The organism is Halalkalibacter akibai JCM 9157, from assembly GCF_000513135.1.
In the GTDB taxonomy this organism is placed as follows: Bacteria; Bacillota; Bacilli; order Bacillales; family Bacillaceae_D; genus Halalkalibacter; species Halalkalibacter akibai.
In genome coordinates, this window is record NZ_BAUV01000002.1 from 234206 (window position 1) to 255124 (window position 20919).

The window sequence follows — 20919 nt, forward strand, 5'->3', positions numbered from 1 at the left end:
GAGTTCTGATTTGAATAAATTATTAGTAACAGATGACGAGGAAATATTGAGAATGCTTATTGTTGACACTCTTGAAGATGAAGGGTTTGATATTGATGAGGCATCTGATGGCGAAGAAGCACTTTCGTTTCTTGAGCAAAAAGAATACGCTCTTCTCATCTTAGATTATATGATGCCTAAGTTAACAGGTCTTGACGTATTGAAAAAGGTAAGAGCGAATCCTGTAACTAGCAATCAAAAAGTTCTTATGCTGACCGCAAAAGGGCAAGCGCAGGACAAGCAAGAAATGCTTGATAACGGGGCCGATTCCATTCTTATTAAACCATTTAGTCCAAAGGAACTTGTTGAAACGGTAAAAGATTTAATAGATGCTTCACAAAACGAGAGGTAGAACTTAATGTTCTGCTTCTTTTTTTGTATTTAGTCAATAGAGTAAGAGTGTGACAAGCTCACTTCAAAAAGAAAGTTAGGTGAAAGTAGTTAAATTTGCAAAAATCGTAAATGCCGAATATACTTTTTGTATAAGTTTTATTTACTATACGTTCAACGTTTTTATAATAAATTTCGATGGAGGAAACTATGCCTGCCAAAAAAATATACATTATCGGTGCAGGGCCGGGGGGACTAGCAGCAGCAATGCTTTTAGCGGGAAATGGTTATCAAGTAGAAGTATTTGAAAAACAACCATACTTGGGCGGAAGAACCTCTGCGCTAAAGCGAGATGGCTATACATTTGATCGCGGTCCAACCTTTCTTAGTATGCCCTATATTTTAAGCGAATTGTTTGAATCTGTTGGAATAAATATGAACGACTATTTACAATTAATCGAATTAGATCCAATGTATCAACTGAAATTTCCCGAATACTCCTTTTTCCCTTCTAGAAACATTGAGCTGACGTATCAGCAAATAAAGTCATTATTTCCGGGGAATGAGGAAGGCTATATTCGCTTTATGAGAGATACAGAAAAGAAGATGAATGTTTTAATGCCAATTTTACAAAATCGCCATAGTTCACTTTTAGATTACGGCAGATGGCGAACGTTACGAGCCTTACCATCTTTATCACTGCATCAATCACTTTATCAAGTACTAAGTTCTTATTTTCAAGATGAGAATTTAAAGATAGGTTTTACGTTTCAATCAAAATATTTAGGTATGTCACCATGGGAATGTCCGGGGGCATTCAGCATTTTATCTTTCATGGAACATAAATACGGTGTATTCCATCCTCGTGGTGGACTAAATCAAATACCAGAAGCATTAGCTAAGGTTACCAGGGAATTTGGTGGAAAGATCCACTTAAATACAGGAGTTAAGAAAATCCTAACGAATAATCGCGTAGTAAAAGGTATTGAGTTAGATAATGGTGAGAAATTAGCCTGCGATGAATTAATCATAAATGCTGATTTTGCTCATGCGATGACGACATTGTTAGATGATGAGTTAAAGCATTACTCTAAGAATAAGCTTGAGAAAAAAGAGTATTCCTGTTCAACATTTATGATTTATGCTGGGGTAAAAAAAGAATTTGAACTACCACACCATACCATTGTATTTTCCCGAGATTATAAGAAAAACGTAGAAGAGATTACGAAAACAAAAACAATGTCAGATGACCCATCTATCTATATTCAAAATGGCTCTGCTACAGATTCTAGTCTTGCTCCAAAAGGTAAATCTTCTATGTATTTGCTAGCACCAGTACCTAATAACTTTAGTTTATTAGATTGGGAAGAGCATAAAGAAGAGTTTAGAGATTTAGTCTATGAACAAATTGAGACAAAAACAGATTTTAAAAACTTGAGAAGTTATGTAGAAACAGAAGAAATTATAACACCTTTAGATTGGGAGAATAACCATGCTGTGTACAAGGGGGCAACTTTTAATCTCTCTCATCGTTTAAAACAAATGATGTATTACAGACCACATAACCAATTTCAAGAACTTAAGCATTGTTGGCTTGTAGGAGGAGGTACTCATCCTGGGAGTGGACTACCAACGATTTTTGAATCTGCACGAATTACAGCTAACCTGTTAATGGATGCTGATAAAGGAGTGAGAAGAATCAAGTGAAAACAATAATTGTAGGTGGTGGCGTGGGAGGATTAATAACTGCACTTTATTTAAGTCAGCAAGGAGAAGAAGTGATCATTTATGAGAAAGAAAACCGTCTAGGTGGTCGATTAACTTTTGTTGAAAAGGATGGTTACCGAATAGATCAAGGACCGACAATTGTCCTTCTCCCTGAGATGATTACATCTATTTTGAATGAAGTGGATATATCCCCGAAACAGTTAGATTTTATTCAAATAGATCCTTTATATAAAATGCAGTATCCCGATGGTACTGTTTTCTATAAATGGAGTGATGAACAAAAGCAGTTAGCAGAAATATCTAGATTATATCCAGGGGAAGAAACAGGGTTTTTGAGGTTTTTGCACGAAATGAATGAAAGGTTTGAAAAAGGGAAAGGAGCTTTTTTAGAGCGATCATTTTTAAAAAAACATACCTTTTTTTCTCCAAAGTCTCTTAAAACACTATGGGAATTAAAAGCTTATCAGACTGTACAAAAGCAGATTCAAACTTATTTCTCTAACAAAAGATTACAAGAAGCATTCACATTACAAACTCTTTATATTGGTGGAACTCCATTCCAGTCACCTGCACTTTATTCACTTGTATCTTTCAGTGAACATCAACACGGTATTTGGTACTTGAAAGGCGGCTATGCCAAGCTTGTAGATATACTGGAAAAGAAGTTAAAAGAAAATCAAGTAACGGTACATTTAAATCATAAAGTAGAGAAGGTAGATACCATTGGAAAAGAGTGTAAGGGGTTATGGGTCAATGGTAAATATGAACAGGCTGATAGAATTGTCTTAAATGGTGATCTTCCGATTATGAAGAAGTTATTAAATCAGAAAAATGAAAAGAAAACGTATGTAGCTTCATCAGGATGTTTACTTCTATATATCGGCGTAGATCATTTATATACGGATGCAGAGGTACATCAATTTTTAATGACCGATGACTTAGAGCAAAATATGGATGATGTATTTAAGCATAAGAAACTTTCAAGTAAGCCTTCTATGTATATTTTTAATCCTTCCAAAATTGACAGTACTCTAGCTCCGGTAGGTAAAAGCGTACTATATGTTCTAATCCCAGTACCATCTGGAAATGAAGTTGACTGGAACAATGTTGAGCCATTTATCAATCAGTGTTTAGAGGAGATGGAAAAAAGGGGTTTTAGTCTTTTAAGAGAGCATACAGAATGGATGGAAGTTAGAACACCAGCTGATGCAAAAAAAGATGGATTGTATCAAGGGGGGAGTTTTGGGATTGCTCCGATTTTAAGTCAATCTGGTGTGTTTCGGCCACAATTAAAACCTTTTGGTTTTGACAATGTGTATGCAGTTGGAGCATCGACTCATCCTGGGGGAGGAATTCCTATCGTTATGCAAGGAGCTAAAATCTTAGCCGATCATTTGAAAGAGGAGAGATCAAAGGGGGATAAGAAAAAATGACGGAATTAGAAAAAGCATATCATGATTGCTATTTAACGATTGCTCATCATTCAAAGACTTTTGCAAAAGCATTTAGCATTTTACCTGCTCCAAAAAGAAATGCCGTCTGGGCGGTTTACTCTTTTTGTCGTGAAGTTGATGATATTGTTGATGAAGGGGAGAATCCTAAACAGCAACTCATGGAATTCGAATCTCTCTTTACTCAGTTCTTAAACGGAAGCTTGCAAACGGATTCTTCACAATGGATTGCTCTCCAAGATGTATTTAAAAACTATGAAATGGACGAAACAGCTTTTTGGGATATGATCACCGGTCAAAAAATGGATTTAATTAAAAATCGCTATCAAACCATGGAAGAACTTGAGCAATATTGTTATCATGTTGCAAGCTCAGTTGGTTTAATGTTGTTACCAATCTTGGCACCTCATACACATGAACAACTTCGAACTGGGGGAATAGCATTAGGGATTGCGATGCAAATCACTAATGTGTTAAGAGATGTTGGAGAGGACCTTCAGCGAAACCGTGTGTATTTGCCACAAGAAATTTTAGATCAGTATGGGGTTACAATAGAAACTTTAAAAGAACAAAAAGTTACTTCAGGTTTCGTTGAAGTATGGGAGCATTTAGCGAAAAGAGCAGAACAGCTTTTTGAAGTAGCATTAGATTCCATTCATGCCTACCCCGCCGATGCAAGGATACCAGTAAAAGGAGCGGCCACTATGTACCGCGCTATCCTTGGGAAAATTAGACGCAATCAATATCAAGTATTTAATAAAAGAAACTATGTAACGAGTGAAGAGAAAAGAGTGATTCTGTCAAAAATGAAGTTTGACACAAATAGCAACAAGTTGCATAAAGTATAACAGAGAGCTTGGGTGTGGCCGCATCCACTTTCCCCTAGGGATTAAAAGCGATACAGTTCATATGACTGAATCGCTTTTTAGTTATTTACTCTGAATGATATGGTTGGCGACATTCATTCCACTCATTGTGACCATTGGTGATCCGCCACCAGGATGTGTGGAACCGCCAACAAAATAGAGGTTATTAATATCTTTAGCTTTATTTGAAGGTCTAAAGAAAGCATCTTTTACGCGGTTTGCCGAAGGACCGTATAAAGCTCCATTAAAAGAATGAAATTGATGGGAAATATTTCTCGGACTTATAATCATATCTTCGACAACGTGTTTTTGAACTGGAAATCCTTTTAATGAAAGTGTATGGTATATTTTCTGCTTTTGCTCTACTAATTGATCAGTTGATTCTATAGTTGTAGCCGGAGCGTTGATAAGAATCATTAAATTGTCTCCATTTGGAGACATCGCTTTCTCGGTATAAGAAGAATTACAAATATAAATGGTAGGATCACTTGGAAACTGTTTCTTTTGGAAAAGCTCTTGAAATTCTTTATAATAATCAGAACTGAAAAATACTTGGTGATGCTTTAATCCTTCTACTCGCTTATTTAAGGAAGCGAGTAGAACAAAAGCGGACATTGTCGGCTGATAAGATTCAACATGTTTAGTTTGGAAAGAAGGACGGTCCCTGCTTTCGACGAGATCAGGATACACTTTTAATAGATCACCATTAATAATAACAGTATCGAATTTCTTTGCCTCTCCGTTTGATAAATAAATCTGTCTAGCTTTTCGTGACTCTACAGATATCTTTGTAACCTCAACCCCATAATGTATTTGGACACCGAGTTCTGTAGCTCTTTTTGCAAAACCATCAGCAATGGTAGGATTTCCTCCATTCACATAATACACGCCTTGAATCATCTCTAAATAAGCAATCATAGCAAAGGTAGCTGGTGTTTCATATGGAGAAGACCCGACATACGTTGCGTAGCGGTTAACCATTTGTAAGAGTCTAGTATCCTCGAAATACTGTTGATTAAATTGATGCAAAGTCTGAAGTGGTCGCACTTTTACTAATGCTTTGAGAAGGTTAAGAGAAAGAAAATCCTGTTTTTTCATAAAAGTCTTCCGAAAAAAGTGTTGTTCAGATAAGGTATACAATCTTGTAATCTCTTTTATGTAGCCCTCAAATTTTTTATAAGCAAATGGATCAAAATTAGAGAGTTGTTCTTTGTTAAAAGTTTGATCTGAACTTAAATCAAAATAAGAACCGTCTGCAAAGTGATTTCTCGTATGCACTTCCAAGCGTGTAAATTGAAAATAGTCATCTGGGACTGCTCCAGTTTGCGCAATGACTTCTTGAAAGACAGAAGGCATTGTAATTGTGTTCGGACCAAAATCAAACTGACTTGATCCAAGTGAATAGCGCCGCATCTTCCCGCCTGGATAAGTATTTTTCTCATAGATATGGACTTCAAAGCCAGAATGAGCTAGAAGAATAGCAGCAGATAAGCCTCCAAGTCCTGCTCCGATAATGCCTACTTTCATCATTGGTATCGACGTCCTTTCCATTCAAAACCTTTCTTTCTTAAACCGAGATACATGGAGTAATACATGATGACTAATAGCATTAAACAAGAAATAGGCATGAGGAGCCAAGTCCATCTTTCTTGTTTCGTAAATTGGTCGATGACTAATCGTATTAAAAATGTAAGTATAAGAGGTAAGCAATAAAGAATTGTTCCAGTGATCAAACCATAGAATAAGAGAAAACAAGGTACTAAAAACACGCTTATATAAAAAAGAGTAATTAATAAAACAAGTGAGACAGATCTTCCTAATCCGGGAAATATATTTTTAGAAAAACCGTTCCACACTTCTTGATTTGTTTCATACATAAAACAGGTAACAGCTCTAGTTATGTTTGCTAAACATACCTTATGTCCGCTTTTTTTAACGAGTCTGGTTAGGTGAACGTCCTCAACAAGAGAATTCTTTACTGCTTGATGCCCTCCACTATCTTCGTATGCTTTTTTCGAGAAAAACATAAATGAACCATGAGCAGCCGTAAAAGCTGGATTAGAAAAATGATTTGCTACAAACAATGGTAAGTGTAGCAGTACGACCACATGTTGCATGGGAACTAATATCTTACTTAATATCGTTTTAGTAGGAAACCGAGGAAATCCAGTTAAAAGCCCTACACGCTTTTCTATCATTAAATGTAAACAACGTTCAATCGTGTCTGAATTCAGGCGAATATCTGCATCAATGAAAAGGAAAAAAGAACCATATGCATGTTGACTTAATTGGTGGCAGGCATGAACTTTCCCAACCCAACCAGCAGGAAGGGTTTCTCCGTTAATAATGTGTGCTTTTTTTAACTGTTTCACATGCTTGGTTAATAATGATAGCGTTTGGTCAGTAGAACCATCGTTTAAAAAGTAAAAAGAAAGATTTGGATAAGATAATTGACTAAGGCTTTCAAGCAGCGCTGGGACATGTTTTTCTTCGTTACGTAGAGGGACAAGAACAGCAACCTCTGGCTGAATGGAATCGCTTGTAGTTGAGTATAAGGATGGCATAAATAGACGATTTATCCAAGTCCATAAAAGTATGATTAGTAAAAAGAGAATGTAATAAAACATATGGACTCCTTCCTATTGTTGGCTGTCAATAAAGTCGCTAATGGATCGTTGTCCGTTTATAAGGAAGCGATAATGATCTAAACGCTCTAGTTTAATTTCATCTCTTTGTTTGTCTAATTGTTGAGTAATAATTTGTTCAAGTTCTGCTGTCATTATAGATCTTTTCTTAAGCGTTAGTTGAAAGGGTTTGCCAATCTCAATAAATAATTCAGGCTTTTGTTCATGTAAAAAGGTATAATAGTAAGTAACAGGAATAATGAGTACTTCAGGTACTTGTTCTAGCAAATAGCTGCACCAGATTGAAAGCGTAATGGACGTAATTCAGTATGTTGCTCTTTCCCTTGAGGAAACATCCATATTGCTTTTTCCTGTTTTAATAAGGAAACAGCATAATGAAGCGAGTTTATCAGTGAAGATTTACTGTTTGTTTGAATCGAAAAAGCGCCGATTTTTCGAAAAAAGGGAAAGCGCTTTAATCCAGGTTCGCCCATCATGGCATAGCTGTCTTGAGTGAGTTGAGTCTGGCTTAAATAAAAAGATACTAAGCCATCCCACCAGCTACTGTGATTGACTAGAACAAGAGAGGCTGTTGCTTGACTTGGAAACTTTCCTTTCAATCGAACAGAGTTGAAGGATCTTCTTAGAAGCCAATTCGTATTATACATATGGAAGATAAATCGAAATAGATAACTCTTTTTCGCTTTAATCATAGTGAGACTCCTTTTTAGTGTTATAAAGAATAAGCATTGGTACAACTAAAGTTACAGTAATAATGGGAGCGAAAAACAATCCGTTGTTTAACGCGAGAATGGTAAACATCATAATCATTAACACATAAAGAATAACCATGCGTTTTTTCCAATACGGATTTTGATTAAATTCCCACTTAGTTAAAAGCAGTAAATAGATGATAAGGTGAATGACAAAAGCCAAACAAAACCAACCGGCAAAATTAGAAAAAGGAATTCCGTAATAAATTCCATCAGTATTCCAAATCCAGTATTGTTTGACCAAATATGCGACAGGATCTAATATTAAATCCATGATCACCGCAGCCAAAGCACCTACAAAAGCAAAAGCTAGAAATCTTAATTTTACTAGGTGGATCGTCAATTGCTTGGCAATTACATGTGTCGTTGCAATCACCATTAACCAAGCAAATCCAATGGTAAGAGGCAAATCAAAGATAAAAAGTCCAAAGTCTGGATTATAATAATAATGCCCAAAAAATAACCCGTATGTAACACCGACCCATTCTACCAATATCGTAAAGATAATGATAAAGAGAGAAATGCAAACTCCTGATACGAATCCATAGTTGCGAATGAAGTAAGTTCCACCAAGTGTGCCGGCTAAGATTAGAAAAATGGCATTAGCCCATTCAAGAGCTGGAGGGAGAATGGAAAAAGTAAGTAAAATCACACCACTAACATACCAAAAAACAAATAGCCGAAATAATATCAGGTCAAACGTATTAGGCATAACTAAAAGCCTCCTTTTTGATAATTATATTCGGTTTTAAATATTTGTACAACAAATGCATAACTAGAGAGGTAGGATCTTATGAATGAACGAATAGTCATAGTGACAGGTGCAGGACAGGGAATTGGCGCTGCGATTGCAAAGGAATATGGAGCAAATGGAGACATAGTAATTGTGACTGATTTAGATGAAAATAAAGCAAGAGCAACTGCAGCCCAAATAATAAAAAGCGGTGGTGAAGCGCACGGTTTACTTTGTGATATTCGAAAACAAGACCATATCCAAGAGGTAGTGACACATATTGAACAACAATTTGGTCGGATTGATATCCTGATTAATAACGCTGGTGTTTCTAGGTTCAAGGATCTCTTTGATTTAAGCGTTGAAGAGTGGGACGATGTTCAGCATACAAATGTCAGAAGTGTTTTTCTTTTTTCGAAAATGGCTGCAAAGATCATGAAAAAAGAGAAAAAAGGGTCGATAGTAAATATTGCTTCTACACGTGCAACCATGTCTGAACCAAATTCAGAAGCATATGCTGCTTCTAAAGGGGCGATTGTTGCCTTGACACATGCCTTAGCTGCTTCACTTCAAGATTATCACATTCAAGTAAATACGATTAGTCCAGGTTGGATTCATACAGGTGGGAAAGAAGAACTTCGTGAGATCGACCATGAACAGCATTTCTCTAAAAGGGTCGGTGAACCTGGAGATATTGCTCGAGCATGCCTTTTTTTAACCGATGAAAAAAATCAGTTTATTAATGGTGAAAATTTGATAGTAGACGGTGGAATGACCCGTAAAATGATCTATGAACATTAAAGGTTGTTTTGTTTAAAATAATAAGTAGATAAGGGACCTAATCACAGTGATTAGGTCCCTTGACATTGATAGTTAAGAAGCTATCTTTTTATTAGCAGATGTTGAAGCAGGAAGTTGTGTAACAGAGCGTTCTTTAAATAAAGCATAAACAAAGAATACAGCAACAAGAAGATATCCGATCGTAAAATCAGGTGCAGCATTTAGCGCTAATCGAGGCGCATGCATGAAACCAACAAATGATAATAAAGAAGCGATGAGCGAAAATACAATGGCTTGTTTAAAGTTTTTATCAATACTTGCCACTGTTATGGCGCCAAGTAAAATAGCCGTAAACATCGCACCTTGTCCGAGTGGAACGATTCCAGCAGATATGTTAGCAACGACCTCACCAGCTGCATTATTGAAACGAGTCATAACGTAATTTGCTAAATAAGGCAGCATAGCAATTGCAACAGCAGGGTAGTATTTCTTATCATTAGATAAGAAGGCAGTACCAACCATTGACATTCCGACAAAAACTAGAATTGGAGCAACTGCAGCTAATGGAATAATCGCAGAGAAGGCAGCGATCACACCTGTCATTGCTGCTAATCCAAATACGATTGCATTTAAGATACTATACCCACGTCCAGCACCCATTTGCTTTGATCCAACAGTAGCAATATAAACCGTTGTGGGAAAAAGTCCACCGAAGAAAGCGCCAATCATCGTACCGACACCATCAACCGCTTGACATTCTCTGACGTCATAAGAGTCACCTGCTGCAGCCATTGCATCAACATTATTCATGGTTTCAATGGCGTTATAAAGAGTAATTGGAATAAGAACAGCTAAAATACCGATAAGAGCACCAAATAAATAAGTCAGGCCTTCAAATGGAGCAAGTGTTGGTAAGATAGGGTAAAATCCAATGTTGGCTAAGCCTTCACTAATTTGTCCGGGTGATTGATAACCTAAAGCAAATGCTAATATTGTTCCTGCTAGGACGGCAAAAAGAGAAGCAGGAATTCGGAATGGCATAGCAACTTTAGCGACAATCCCTACAAGGATGATAGCTAGGGATACTAGGCCAACAACAGGAATAGAAAACGTATTAAAGAGCATTTCTCCAGCTACAAATGTTAAAGCAACACCAGCTATTGCACCGAGCATAGCTGCACGTGGCAGACGGTCACGCACCCAGTTTCCACTAAAGCTTACTAATACTTCGACTAAACCACTTAATAAAGCTGCAGCAACCCCGATTTTCCAAGCGAGTTCAGGATCACCTGTTAGAGCATTTGCAGGAGCAAGGACACCAAATAAAAATACAAACATAACAGGAGTACTAATTCCATATGAAAGGGCAGTAACGTCTGTACGTCCTTCTTTTTCAGCTAGTCGTTTTGCCATATAAGCATAATATAAATTACCAACCATAACAGCGACTGCTGCACCTGGAATGACTTTTCCAAACACAATACTAGCCGGGAAGCCCATTCCAAGCATTGTAACGGCAATTACCACAAAATTAGCTAAGTTATTTTGAAATAAAGCAAAGAAAGCATCTGTATCTTCTTTTTTATATAATGGATAATGAATGGATTTTGAGTTCATGGTGTCTCTCCCTATAAGTTGTTTGAAATTAGTTCATCAACGAATGTGACTTGCCCGTTTTCTAGCGAGTGGACTCTTGCTAATGATTCTACTCGATATCCTGCTTCTTCTAATTTTGACCGACCATCTTGGAATGATTTTTCAATTACAATTCCAATGCCAGCTACTTTTGCACCTGCTTGCTTAACAATATCTACTAGCCCTAGGGCAGCTTGTCCATTTGCTAAGAAATCATCAATAATAAGTACGGAATCTCCTGGTAGTAGGAAGTCTTTAGAAACAGTAATTTCATTTGTTTCTTGTTTAGTAAATGAATAGACTTTGCTGACAAAGACGTTATCGTTCATCGTTAAAGATTTCTTTTTTCGAGCAAAAATTAAAGGAGTTCCTAAAGTAGATGCCGCCATAAAGCTTGGTGCGATTCCTGAAGATTCAATTGTGAGTACTTTTGTGATCTTTTCATTTTTGAATAAGTGTGCAAACTCTTGACCGACAGCAGCCATTAAATTGACATCGACTTGATGATTTAAGAAAGTGTCAACTTTAAGAACATTGGATGAAAGAACCTTTCCGCGGTCTCGAATTGCCTGTTTTAACTGTTCCATACTTTAACTCCTTTATTCAAATGTAATAAAAAACCCGGATATCGAGTTCACTAAGAGTGACCTTGATATCCGGGTTGCATGTAAAATAAACAACACAAATAATCAACTATCACTCGTAGTCAAGCCATTTACGGCAGCTTGGTAGAAACTTTCGGGCCATATCCCCGTGATTATACGAGTTATTATTAAAGTTTTATTTATACGGGTTAGTATAGAACAATAATGATGTAAATGGAAGGGTTTTTTGAGAAAAAAACGAATGAAAAACATTAAAATCGGAAATTTGTTCGTTTTGTAGATGGCATTCGAGTAGGAATTAGGGGGTTTTTAACAATTTTGTTCGAAAAAACCTCTTGAAAGAAGTTCATTTTGTAAGAGGAAGATAAATTCCTCTTCTAGATTTAATTCAATAGATCTGTAATAGGTCTCTAAAATAAAGGTATCGTCAAATAAATGTAGCATACTCTTCATTCCTTTCTATAATATATAATGGATTAATCGTATTCTACTGTGAATTCTTTTTCTTTTATAGGTATAATGTCTGGATTGTTAACAAACTTTTTTTGAATTTGGTAAAATTATTTTGTTTTATAGTTCTTTTTAAGGCGACTATCCTTCGCTAGCTTATGTATTAGGATGAGTAAGTAGTAGTGATCAAGTGATTGGGGTTTAATCAGATCATTTAAGGGAATAAAAAGAGTAACCCCTTTGATTGACTTTGTATATAGGCCGGCTTAAAATAAGGTTAAACGTATAGTATCGGATTGTTACTGAGTGAGATCAGGCAAGACTTAAATCAAAGGGGACTTTTTTAGTGAAGTTTTCTTTGTATTTAGGTCTTTTTTTTCGATATTAGCGTATTTGAAAGGAGATTGAACATGTTTAAAAAGCTATTTGGATTAGATAAAAAGGAAGCATCACCTATACAACCGACTGAAGAGATTATTCATTCTCATTTAACGGGTAAACTAATTCCAATTGAGGATGTCCCTGATCCAACTTTTGCCCAAAAGATGATGGGGGACGGATTTGCTGTTGTGCCTACTGAAGGAAAAGTGTTGTCACCTGTAAGTGGCGAAGTTATACAAGTTTTTCCAACTAAGCATGCAATTGGCATTAAAACACCTGGAGGATTAGAGTTGTTAATTCATATAGGACTTGAGACGGTTAACATGAATGGAGAGGGTTTTACTACTCATATTAAAGAAGGTGATCGTGTAAAGGTTGGCGATTTGCTTGTTGAGTTTGACTTAGCGTTAGTTGAAGAACGAGCAGCAAGCACAATTACTCCGTTAGTAATAACAAATATGGACCAGCTTGATAGCATGACAAAAGAAACAGAGGATACTGTAATTGCTGGTGAAACACCGCTTTTAAATGTGAAATTTTAATGTTGAATTGAAATACACATAGGGGCTGGGATTAAGTGTTTAATTTATGAGAAGCCGAATAACCATAGTTGATGTATATCATTCGCTGTGCAAATATCCTTCGCTAGTTGTGGGAGGTTCAAGTTCTCAGCTAAACATTTAAGTATATCCTAGCCTCTTACTGTTGGGAGTTAAGGTATGAGGATTAATAGGATTTTAAATAACAATGTGGTAGTTGTTAAAGAAGGTGACGAAGAAATAATTGTCATGGGTTCAGGCATTGCTTTTGGAAAAAAGAAAAATGATGTTATTGTCGTTGATAAAGTTGAAAAAGTATTTGTCATGAAGGATAAGAGTGAGTATGAGAAGTTCACTCAAATCATTGATCAATTGCCTGAAATACATATTGTTATTGCTGAGGAAATTATTTCATGGGCTGAAAAAAAGCTTAAAACAAAATTACACGAACATATTCATGTTGCTTTAACTGATCATATTTCATTCGCTATAGAACGTCATCAGCAAGGATTCCAACTTCACAACAAATTGTTAAATGAAATTCGAGTCCTTTATGCCAAGGAATATGAGATTGGCTTATGGGCGATCAATCATATCAAAAACAGGCTCTCTATTAGTTTGCCTGAAGATGAAGCGGGTCATATTGCCCTTCATATACACACAGCAAAAATGGAAAGTTCGACGATGACGCAAGCTGTAAATACAACAACATTATTGAATGAATTAATTGAAATAATTGAAAAAAAACTTGAAGTCAAACTTGATCAAGACTCGATTTCATATCAACGGTTACTCACTCATTTGAATTTTGCTTTAAGACGAATGGAAGAAGGGCAACCTTTTCAAGATGTAGATGAGGAAATGCATCAATTAGTACAAGAAAAGCATCGAAGTTCTTATCAAATCGCAGAGCAACTTAAAGAATACTTAGCTTCTTGCTATCAGTACGAGTTACCTGTTTCTGAACTAGTTTATTTAACTCTTCATATTCAACGAATTAATCGAAATAAATTAAAAGAGGTGGAAGAATGAAAGGAATTATTAGTTTAGGAGAAGCCTTAATAGACTTTATTCCGTTAGACCCTAACAACATAACCTATCAAAAAAGTCCAGGTGGTGCACCAGCGAATGTTGCTGTTGCATTAGCAAAACTCGGAGCCAAATCAAGTTTTCTAGGGAAAGTGGGAGATGATGTCCTCGGAAGATTTTTAAAGGACACATTAACTAGTCAAGGTGTTGATACATCTGAAATGATGTTGACGGATGAAGCGAGAACAGGAGTTGTGTTTGTCACTCTAGATGAAAAAGGTGAACGAAATTTTAGTTTCTATATAGATCCAAGTGCAGATCGTTTTTTGTCAAAGGAGGACGTAAAGCCAGCTTTATTTTCAACAAATCGTATCCTTCATTTTGGCTCCATCTCGTTGATTAGTGAGCCAAGTAAATCTGCAACGATAGAAGCGGTTAAACAAGCCAAAGAACAAAATTTAATTGTGTCTTATGATCCTAATTTACGTCTGGGCCTTTGGCCAACAGAGGCGCAAGCAAAAGAGACAATACTTTCAATTATGTCAGAGGCAGATGTAGTGAAGATCTCAGAAGAAGAGTTGGAGTTTCTAACAGGTGAATCAGATCTAGACAGGGGAATAGAGAAACTTGCAAGCTATCAGATTCCGGTACTTCTTGTTACTTTTGGGGGGGAAGGAAGTTATCTTCATCTCAATGGCCAAACGGTCCATGTACCAGCAATGAAAATACAAACCGTAGATACAACGGGTGCCGGTGATGCATTTGTTTCTGGTATTCTTTATCATTTAAATGAAGAAGATCGCTCTTTAAAAGATATTCCTATGGAACGTTGGCAAGAAATTGTTCGATTTGCTTCCGTCTCAGGAGCAAGGGCTGCATCTACACATGGAGCAATGACCGCGCTACCAACCTTGCAAGATGTTGAAGAATGGTTAGCCAAGTAATAGAATCACATGGTCTGCTAATCTAAAACCATTACTGCGTTTCTAGCTTAAAAGTCCTTCATCGGGTTGATGAAGGACTTTTGCTTTTCAATTGCTAGCTTTTACAAGATATAAAATAAAATTTCAATTTTAATTTTGTAAAAAGGAAGGAACAGAATAGTTGTATATTAAAAGAAAATATGTATAATTAATGTAAGAATTATGTGACAATTTCTACTAAAGAACTTGACAGATGAATAGAATATAGTCAAGGAGGGTGAATGGCTACTTAGCAAATAAAAGAACTAAGGTTTAAATTAATTAGTCGGAATTTTCAAAGATATCAGAAGAGTAGGGTGTGGCAAAAATGACTGGAACAAAGATAGAGAAATTTATGAACGAAATCGCCAATCGGTATACGATTCAATTTAATGTGTATCGAGATGAATGCATTGGTACGATTCCTTTAAATTTCTATGCAGAGTTTCAGAGGCGTGACGAAAAGTATTTAATGAGTAAGTCTATAAAAGTATGGGGAGTAGAGGTACAGCAATATGCTTTTGTAACGACACAGGAAACTGTAAACAGACAATTTCTAGACGATTTTGCTAGGCAGATTGACGACCAGATACCTTCTTTTGTTTCTAGTAAGCAGGATCATATGACCACATACTTTGTTGGCATTATTGTGACAAACGAATCAGTTAGTAAAGAGATCCAAAAACAAATAAAACGACTTAGAAAAATTAAATTTTTAAGATACGGTTTACATGGTTGGGCAGACAGATATATGGCAATTGTAAGTTTAAAAGATAAACAAGTGTATGTGCACAACAAAGGGAGAGAGTTTCTTACGGGATTTGAAGCCGCGCTAGAAAAGGAGGAAGCGAAGTTATGAACTTTTTAACATTACTATTAATTTGTGGAGTTATTTTATTGCTAGCTTATCGTATTTATGGAAAATTTCTTGAAAAGGAAATGCAAGTGGATCCTAATCGAACAACACCAGCAAATGAAATCAATGATGGTGTTGAGTATGTACCTGCAAGGAAGCCCGTTCTTCTTGGGCACCATTTCGCAACAATTGCAGGTGGAGGTCCAATTACAGGCCCGATTGCTGCTGTTGTATTTGGGTGGTTACCGGCTGTAATTTGGATTATCATCGGTAGTATTTTTATTGGTGGAGTTCATGATTATACGTCTCTGCAGGCATCAATCAGACATAAGGCACAGTCCATTGGTGGAATTATTAAGGAGTATATGGGTGGTCGTGGTCAGGTCTTATTTTTAACTTTTTCAATAGCTACTCTTATTCTCGTTGTGGGCGTTTTTATGATTTTAGTTGCCAATACTTTTGTTTCTGTACCTGAGGCTGCTACTGCATCTATTCTATTTTTAGGAATTGCCATCGTTTTTGGTTTCCTAGTGAATCAACTACGTATGAATTTGGCTGTTGCAAGTGTTATTGGGGTTATTGCCATGCTTGTTTCAATTTGGATTGGTATTAACTTTCCGATCCACTTAAGCGCGACAACATGGTCGTTAATTTTACTTGGTTATGCTTATGCAGCATCTGTTATGCCTGTATGGCTTTTGCTTCAACCAAGAGACTACTTAAATGCCTTTTTATTATATGGGATGATTATTGGTGCTGCAGTAGGAATCATCATTGCATCTCCAACTATTCAACTCCCTGCTTACACTGGGTTCAGACATGAAACGATGGGCTTTTTATTCCCGATCCTGTTTATTACCATTGCTTGTGGAGCTATTTCTGGTTTCCACTCACTTGTTTCTTCTGGAACTACAGCGAAGCAACTTGATAATGAGAAAAACGGAAAGTTTATTGCCTATGGTGGAATGCTACTCGAAGCATTTTTAGCAATTATTGCTATCGGTTCGGTAGCTTATTTAACACAAGCTGATTTTGCAGCACGCATGGATGCATTGGGTGGACCAATTGGGACCTTTGCTGCGGGAATTGGTTATTTTATGTCATACTGGGGAATTCCAGAGTCAACTGCTATTACCTTCACTGCTTTAACAGCTTCTGCTTTCTTGTTAACAACACTAGATTCAGCTACTCGTTTAATGAGATATGCGGTGCAAGAAATTACTCAAGATCGTGCTCCTAAAATGTTTCAAAATAGTCATGTAGCGACAGCGACAGGGTTAATCGGAGCTGCGGCTTTAGCTTTATCAGGAACGTGGTCCCAAGTATGGCCGTTATTTGGTTCGGCCAATCAAATGCTTGGAGCATTAGCGCTACTTGCAGTTGCTGTTTGGCTTAAGAAAACGGGTGCTAGAACATTTTATGTTGTTATTCCAATGATTTTTATGTTTATTGTAACTGTAGCCGCACTTGGGGTATTAATGTACAATAACTTTGTTGCTGGAAATTGGTTCTTGTTCTGTTCGGCATTTGTGCTATTTATTCTCTGTGCCTTCCTCGCTATAGAAGGTTGGAGATCCATGACTGAAGACGAGCGCGATAGTACGGTCAAAATGTAATACAAATAGGAAAAGTGACGAGCTAATTTCGTCACTTTTTTCTATTGCATCATCCCATTGAAAAAACAAAATATGTGTCTTCGCATTTATTTAAAAACGAGGTTGTATGCTATAGTTAAAGCAAAGATGATATAAAAGGAGTTACACCATTGAACGTACGAGTAATTCTATCTAGTTTAGTATTTATTTTTGCTTATAACGCTATATTATTCTATATTGGTTGGAATGGGTGGGTTTGGTTAGATACCGTGTGGCCACAATGGATCGAGCTGAATCTTTTTGTTTATAACCTCGTGATCATATTTCTTGGCTACTCCTACTTATTTGCCCGTTTCTTGGAGAAAGTCTCTTTTCTTAAAATAATAGGAGCTTGTTGGTTCGCTCTTATTCAATATGCTCTTTTACTTCTTCCTGTCGCTAATCTAATTGTTTATGTTCTGAAGTCAGCAGGGGTAGAGAGCGAGTTGGCTGTGTTCTATACTGGAATAACCACAATAGTACTGTTTATTTTCATTTTTACACTTGGGTTAAGGAATGCTTATAGCCCAATTGTCAGGACGTATAAAATCTCAATCTCAAAACACGTTGAGACCAGATCAAAGCTGAAAATTGCTGTTGCTAGTGACATGCATTTCGGAACGTTATCAGGAAAAGGTCATCTTAGTAGGATGATCAAACTGATAAAAGAAATCAATCCTGATTTAATTTTACTTCCAGGTGACATTATTGATGATAATCCGAGACCGTTTGTTGAAAAAAAGATGGATCAGATGATGAAAGACTTAACAGCACCTTTAGGGGTTTTTGGAGTACTTGGAAATCATGAATACTATGGTGGTCAAATACGAGAATTTACGAAAATTATGAAGGATATAGAAATTAATATTCTTCAAGATGAAGTGATCTTAATAGAAAATCAATTGTATCTTGTCGGGAGAAAAGACAAAACTGATAAGAAACGTCAGTCTATCAAACAACTTGTTCAAAGTCTAGATCGGAACAAACCAATCTTTCTAATCGATCATCAACCAACTGCTTTACAAGAGGCAATGGAAAATAAAATTGATCTAAGTGTCTCAGGTCACACGCATAGGGGGCAAATGGCTCCGAATCATCTGATTACCAAGAGAATATTTGAACTTGATTGGGGATACAAACAAAAAGAACAACTGCATGCTTTTGTTTCTTCGGGATATGGATTTTGGGGTCCACCAATTAGAATAGGGAGCCGTTCAGAGATATTGCAAATAGAAGTAGAATTTAAAAAAAGCTAGTGTTTCATGATTGAAACACTAGCTTTTTTGTCATGATATTATCTAGAAACTAAAGCGTGGGAAAACATAAGGACTGTCAGGCTGTTCAACTAATTCAATTTCTCGCAACTTCACAAGTGGAATACGGAACTCGTAATAATCGGTTTGATCGAGCACTCCTGTAACTCGAACCCAAGTGTCATTTTCTAATTGACTAGCTTCATCTGCCTCAATCATTGTCCCAAACACAGAAGCATCGGCGACGCAGCAAGTCATTCCGAAACGTGCAACAACGAGTTGGTTGTCTTCAAACTCGGGTTCGCGGTAGACAAAACCGACAATTTCAATCGTTTTTCCGATAAATCGGTCAAGTTGTAAATCAAGCACAGTCATCATATCAAGATAGTTCTCTTCCGTAACTATGATGTGGTCTTCGGCTAAAATTTGTTCAGCTAATTCTTCATAATATTGATTAAAGCCTTCTTCCGTATAATACTCCTCAACAGAGATTTGATCGTCTGTTTCGAAGTTTGAATCCGAGCCGTTTTCTAGGTCAGCAATATATCCATCAGGATCATTAAGGAAAGCTTCAGCCCTAGAGGTAGAACTAGCGGCTTCAGCTTCGGCTTTTGCTTGATCATTTAAGATACCAGAGCCAAATTGAATTCCACGATTAGCTGCGACAGAGCTATCTAGTAATTTATCGGGCAGTACAAAACCAAAAATGATGGGTGTTACAAAAATACCATAGATTAATAGCTTCGTTATAGGAGAACCCGAGATATTGTGATCTGTGCCGCAATCACAGAGTTCTTCTTCTTCTTGCCCCTTCTTAGTACTTCTAATAATCTGAATAATCCCGAGCAATAAGAAGACTCCTGTTGCAAAGTAAATAAATGGCATCATCGTTGGGGCAATATAGTAAGTAATATTGCCTGTAATAATAAACGCGAGTTTAAGTAAGGCAAATCCTATCAAGATAATTCCGCGAATATAGGCGTGGAAACCTATATCTGATTTTTTCTCCATTCTCATTTCTCCCTTCGTTAAATGATGGCGAACAGTTGCAACATAACGACAGCTAAAAACACAACTGCTGTCACAACACCGATAAACATGATCACAAACTTAGCTTTGAAGAATGCAAACAACATAATTGTATTTTTTAAATCAATCATTGGACCGTAAACTAAAAAGGCTATGAGGGAACCTGTCGTAAATGTATTACCAAACGAAGCAGCAACAAATGCATCCGCTTCAGAACATAGCGATAGCAAGAAGCAAAAGCCATCATAACTGCAGTCGAACTCCATTCATTACTTCCGATTGCTAGTAGGATACTGCGGTCAAGAAATGTTTGAAATAACGCGGCAACAAATGCTCCTAAAATTAAAAATTTACCCATTAAGAAAAATTCATCTGCAGCGTGATAAAGAGTTTGTTTCAAACGATTCATTTTCTTTGGAGCATTTGTTGTATCAAGCACAATTTGCTGACCAACTAACTCCTCTTTTGTCCATTTTAGTTGATCACGATTTTTAAAGACAAGATATAGAATTCCGCCAATAATAATCGAAAGGACAAAGGCTAGTCCCATTCGTGCATATAAAACCGTTAGATCCGTCCGAAAAGCAAAAAAGGTTGAAGCAGCTACAACTGGATTTAAAATAGGAGCTGCTACTAGAAAAACGACTCCAACATGTAGAGGCATTCCTTTTTTTATTAGGCGACGAACAATTGGGACAATTGCACATTCACAAATTGGAAAGATCGCTCCTAAAATAGCTGCTGGTAGAAGAGCAGCATAGGCATTTTTCGGTAAAAATCGGTGAATAGCTTCTTCTTTAACGTATATTTGGATGAGGGCGGATACAAATACCCCAAGTAAAATAAAGGGAACGGCTTCAATGACGATGCCAAGAAAAATGGTATTTACATTCAGCCAAGAATCTGGAACTGAGAATCCAGCTTGTGCATTTTTAAATGATTCAATATTAAAAAACAAGACTAAGAAAAGCAATAATAATATAAAACCTAGGAAATCTTTTCCGAATGATAGAACTTTAGTCATCATTTTCTCCTTTGTTTATCTCTTAAAATACCTTTTGTTATTTTAACATAGATTGTGTGAGTAAAGTGTGGAGATTGTCTATGTAAAACGATTGAAAAGTTTGGAAGAATTACAAAAAAACAATCTCCGAATTAGGGTAGCATCAAACCTCTTTTCCTGTTACACTACGGTAGTTATCTCAGATTGAAAGTTGGTGTA

General features: G+C 36.6%; 20 protein-coding genes, 1 pseudogene and 1 riboswitch. Of the genes and pseudogenes, 11 read left to right on the plus strand and 10 right to left on the minus strand.

Annotated elements, in window-relative coordinates; all coding sequences use genetic code 11:
• Nucleotides 1-10: 10 nt before the first annotated feature.
• The 4 genes from JCM9157_RS02555 (at nucleotide 11) to JCM9157_RS02570 (ending at nucleotide 4396) form a co-directional block, all read left to right on the plus strand.
• Complete coding sequence (locus tag JCM9157_RS02555; protein WP_035661733.1) at nucleotides 11-391, plus strand: response regulator transcription factor; 381 nt, start codon at nucleotides 11-13, stop codon at nucleotides 389-391.
• Nucleotides 392-579: 188 nt separating this feature from the next.
• Entirely contained in the window at nucleotides 580-2076 is a 1497-nt protein-coding gene (locus JCM9157_RS02560; RefSeq protein WP_035661735.1) for a phytoene desaturase family protein, read from the plus strand.
• Nucleotides 2073-3530, plus strand: a complete 1458-nt coding sequence (locus tag JCM9157_RS02565; RefSeq protein ID WP_035661738.1) for a phytoene desaturase family protein — start codon at nucleotides 2073-2075, stop codon at nucleotides 3528-3530. Before JCM9157_RS02560 ends, JCM9157_RS02565 begins: the two co-directional genes overlap by 4 nt.
• Nucleotides 3527-4396, plus strand: a complete 870-nt coding sequence (locus JCM9157_RS02570) for a phytoene/squalene synthase family protein (protein ID WP_035661741.1) — start codon at nucleotides 3527-3529, stop codon at nucleotides 4394-4396. Before JCM9157_RS02565 ends, JCM9157_RS02570 begins: the two co-directional genes overlap by 4 nt.
• Nucleotides 4397-4477: 81 nt before the next feature.
• Here the strand turns inward: JCM9157_RS02570 and JCM9157_RS02575 are convergent, their stop codons facing one another.
• From JCM9157_RS02575 to JCM9157_RS02590, 5 genes are read right to left on the minus strand one after another with little or no spacing between them, the layout of a single operon-like run.
• Nucleotides 4478-5944: a phytoene desaturase family protein gene (locus JCM9157_RS02575; RefSeq protein WP_035661744.1), complete on the minus strand. Its 1467-nt coding sequence runs from the start codon at nucleotides 5942-5944 to the stop codon at nucleotides 4478-4480.
• Nucleotides 5941-7041 carry a glycosyltransferase family 2 protein gene (locus JCM9157_RS02580; RefSeq protein WP_035661746.1) on the minus strand — a complete coding sequence of 367 codons (1101 nt, stop codon included), beginning with the start codon at nucleotides 7039-7041 and terminating at the stop codon, nucleotides 5941-5943. Before JCM9157_RS02580 ends, JCM9157_RS02575 begins: the two co-directional genes overlap by 4 nt.
• Before the next feature lie 12 nt (nucleotides 7042-7053).
• On the minus strand, nucleotides 7054-7326 hold the full coding sequence (locus JCM9157_RS23195; RefSeq protein ID WP_052012901.1) for a lysophospholipid acyltransferase family protein: 273 nt from the start codon (nucleotides 7324-7326) through the stop codon (nucleotides 7054-7056).
• The gene (locus JCM9157_RS23200) at nucleotides 7320-7751 is read right to left on the minus strand and encodes a lysophospholipid acyltransferase family protein (protein WP_052012902.1); all 432 of its coding nucleotides are present in this window, start codon (nucleotides 7749-7751) and stop codon (nucleotides 7320-7322) included. Before JCM9157_RS23200 ends, JCM9157_RS23195 begins: the two co-directional genes overlap by 7 nt.
• Nucleotides 7744-8523: a carotenoid biosynthesis protein gene (locus JCM9157_RS02590; protein WP_035661748.1), complete on the minus strand. Its 780-nt coding sequence runs from the start codon at nucleotides 8521-8523 to the stop codon at nucleotides 7744-7746. The genes JCM9157_RS23200 and JCM9157_RS02590 overlap by 8 nt, the downstream gene beginning before the upstream one ends.
• Nucleotides 8524-8604: 81 nt before the next feature.
• On the opposite strand from JCM9157_RS02590, the gene JCM9157_RS02595 reads away from it, so the two are divergent.
• Nucleotides 8605-9345, plus strand: coding sequence for an SDR family NAD(P)-dependent oxidoreductase (locus JCM9157_RS02595; RefSeq protein WP_035661751.1), 741 nt, complete (start codon nucleotides 8605-8607; stop codon nucleotides 9343-9345).
• Between the two features lie 72 nt (nucleotides 9346-9417).
• On the opposite strand, the gene JCM9157_RS02600 is transcribed toward JCM9157_RS02595, so the two are convergent.
• The 3 genes from JCM9157_RS02600 to sda form a co-directional block, all read right to left on the minus strand.
• The gene (locus tag JCM9157_RS02600) at nucleotides 9418-10941 is read right to left on the minus strand and encodes a SulP family inorganic anion transporter (RefSeq protein ID WP_035661752.1); all 1524 of its coding nucleotides are present in this window, start codon (nucleotides 10939-10941) and stop codon (nucleotides 9418-9420) included.
• Nucleotides 10942-10952: 11 nt separating this feature from the next.
• Nucleotides 10953-11546: a xanthine phosphoribosyltransferase gene (locus JCM9157_RS02605; protein WP_035661755.1), complete on the minus strand. Its 594-nt coding sequence runs from the start codon at nucleotides 11544-11546 to the stop codon at nucleotides 10953-10955.
• Between the two features lie 96 nt (nucleotides 11547-11642).
• A riboswitch (purine riboswitch) is annotated at nucleotides 11643-11744 on the minus strand.
• 129 nt (nucleotides 11745-11873) lie between these two features.
• Nucleotides 11874-12017, minus strand: a complete 144-nt coding sequence (gene sda / locus JCM9157_RS23790; RefSeq protein WP_081734008.1) for a sporulation histidine kinase inhibitor Sda — start codon at nucleotides 12015-12017, stop codon at nucleotides 11874-11876.
• Nucleotides 12018-12424: 407 nt separating this feature from the next.
• Here sda and JCM9157_RS02610 point away from each other — a divergent pair, with 407 nt between their 5' ends.
• The 6 genes from JCM9157_RS02610 (at nucleotide 12425) to JCM9157_RS02635 (ending at nucleotide 18671) form a co-directional block, all read left to right on the plus strand.
• Nucleotides 12425-12937, plus strand: a complete 513-nt coding sequence (locus JCM9157_RS02610) for a PTS sugar transporter subunit IIA (protein ID WP_035661757.1) — start codon at nucleotides 12425-12427, stop codon at nucleotides 12935-12937.
• A 177-nt stretch (nucleotides 12938-13114) separates the two neighbouring features.
• Nucleotides 13115-13966 carry a BglG family transcription antiterminator LicT gene (gene licT, locus JCM9157_RS02615; protein ID WP_035661760.1) on the plus strand — a complete coding sequence of 284 codons (852 nt, stop codon included), beginning with the start codon at nucleotides 13115-13117 and terminating at the stop codon, nucleotides 13964-13966.
• Nucleotides 13963-14907 carry a carbohydrate kinase family protein gene (locus JCM9157_RS02620; RefSeq protein WP_035661763.1) on the plus strand — a complete coding sequence of 315 codons (945 nt, stop codon included), beginning with the start codon at nucleotides 13963-13965 and terminating at the stop codon, nucleotides 14905-14907. Before licT ends, JCM9157_RS02620 begins: the two co-directional genes overlap by 4 nt.
• A 346-nt stretch (nucleotides 14908-15253) precedes the next feature.
• Nucleotides 15254-15784 (plus strand): DUF8052 family protein, encoded by a 531-nt coding sequence (locus tag JCM9157_RS02625; RefSeq protein WP_035661765.1) that lies wholly within the window; start codon nucleotides 15254-15256, stop codon nucleotides 15782-15784.
• Entirely contained in the window at nucleotides 15781-17397 is a 1617-nt protein-coding gene (locus JCM9157_RS02630; RefSeq protein ID WP_035661767.1) for a carbon starvation CstA family protein, read from the plus strand. The genes JCM9157_RS02625 and JCM9157_RS02630 overlap by 4 nt, the downstream gene beginning before the upstream one ends.
• Before the next feature lie 149 nt (nucleotides 17398-17546).
• Complete coding sequence (locus tag JCM9157_RS02635; RefSeq protein ID WP_035661770.1) at nucleotides 17547-18671, plus strand: metallophosphoesterase; 1125 nt, start codon at nucleotides 17547-17549, stop codon at nucleotides 18669-18671.
• 42 nt (nucleotides 18672-18713) lie between these two features.
• On the opposite strand, the gene JCM9157_RS02640 is transcribed toward JCM9157_RS02635, so the two are convergent.
• The gene (locus JCM9157_RS02640) at nucleotides 18714-19679 is read right to left on the minus strand and encodes a TIGR03943 family putative permease subunit (RefSeq protein ID WP_035661773.1); all 966 of its coding nucleotides are present in this window, start codon (nucleotides 19677-19679) and stop codon (nucleotides 18714-18716) included.
• 17 nt (nucleotides 19680-19696) lie between these two features.
• A pseudogene (locus JCM9157_RS02645) lies at nucleotides 19697-20721 on the minus strand (permease).
• Between the last annotated feature and the right edge of the window lie 198 nt (nucleotides 20722-20919).

Excerpts from the sequence above, each read along its gene's own strand:
- JCM9157_RS02575 (WP_035661744.1), bottom strand. The coding sequence starts at position 5,944 with ATGATGAAAGTAGGCATTATCGGAGCAGGACTTGGAGGCTTATCTGCT.
- sda (WP_081734008.1), bottom strand. The coding sequence starts at position 12,017 with ATGAAGAGTATGCTACATTTATTTGACGATACCTTTATTTTAGAGACC.
- JCM9157_RS02600 (WP_035661752.1), bottom strand. The coding sequence starts at position 10,941 with ATGAACTCAAAATCCATTCATTATCCATTATATAAAAAAGAAGATACA.
- JCM9157_RS02560 (WP_035661735.1), top strand. The coding sequence starts at position 580 with ATGCCTGCCAAAAAAATATACATTATCGGTGCAGGGCCGGGGGGACTA.
- JCM9157_RS02640 (WP_035661773.1), bottom strand. The coding sequence starts at position 19,679 with ATGGAGAAAAAATCAGATATAGGTTTCCACGCCTATATTCGCGGAATT.
- JCM9157_RS02620 (WP_035661763.1), top strand. The coding sequence starts at position 13,963 with ATGAAAGGAATTATTAGTTTAGGAGAAGCCTTAATAGACTTTATTCCG.
- JCM9157_RS02590 (WP_035661748.1), bottom strand. The coding sequence starts at position 8,523 with ATGCCTAATACGTTTGACCTGATATTATTTCGGCTATTTGTTTTTTGG.
- JCM9157_RS02605 (WP_035661755.1), bottom strand. The coding sequence starts at position 11,546 with ATGGAACAGTTAAAACAGGCAATTCGAGACCGCGGAAAGGTTCTTTCA.
- JCM9157_RS02595 (WP_035661751.1), top strand. The coding sequence starts at position 8,605 with ATGAATGAACGAATAGTCATAGTGACAGGTGCAGGACAGGGAATTGGC.
- JCM9157_RS02630 (WP_035661767.1), top strand. The coding sequence starts at position 15,781 with ATGAACTTTTTAACATTACTATTAATTTGTGGAGTTATTTTATTGCTA.
- licT (WP_035661760.1), top strand. The coding sequence starts at position 13,115 with ATGAGGATTAATAGGATTTTAAATAACAATGTGGTAGTTGTTAAAGAA.
- JCM9157_RS02570 (WP_035661741.1), top strand. The coding sequence starts at position 3,527 with ATGACGGAATTAGAAAAAGCATATCATGATTGCTATTTAACGATTGCT.
- JCM9157_RS02625 (WP_035661765.1), top strand. The coding sequence starts at position 15,254 with ATGACTGGAACAAAGATAGAGAAATTTATGAACGAAATCGCCAATCGG.
- JCM9157_RS02610 (WP_035661757.1), top strand. The coding sequence starts at position 12,425 with ATGTTTAAAAAGCTATTTGGATTAGATAAAAAGGAAGCATCACCTATA.
- JCM9157_RS23200 (WP_052012902.1), bottom strand. The coding sequence starts at position 7,751 with ATGATTAAAGCGAAAAAGAGTTATCTATTTCGATTTATCTTCCATATG.
- JCM9157_RS02580 (WP_035661746.1), bottom strand. The coding sequence starts at position 7,041 with ATGTTTTATTACATTCTCTTTTTACTAATCATACTTTTATGGACTTGG.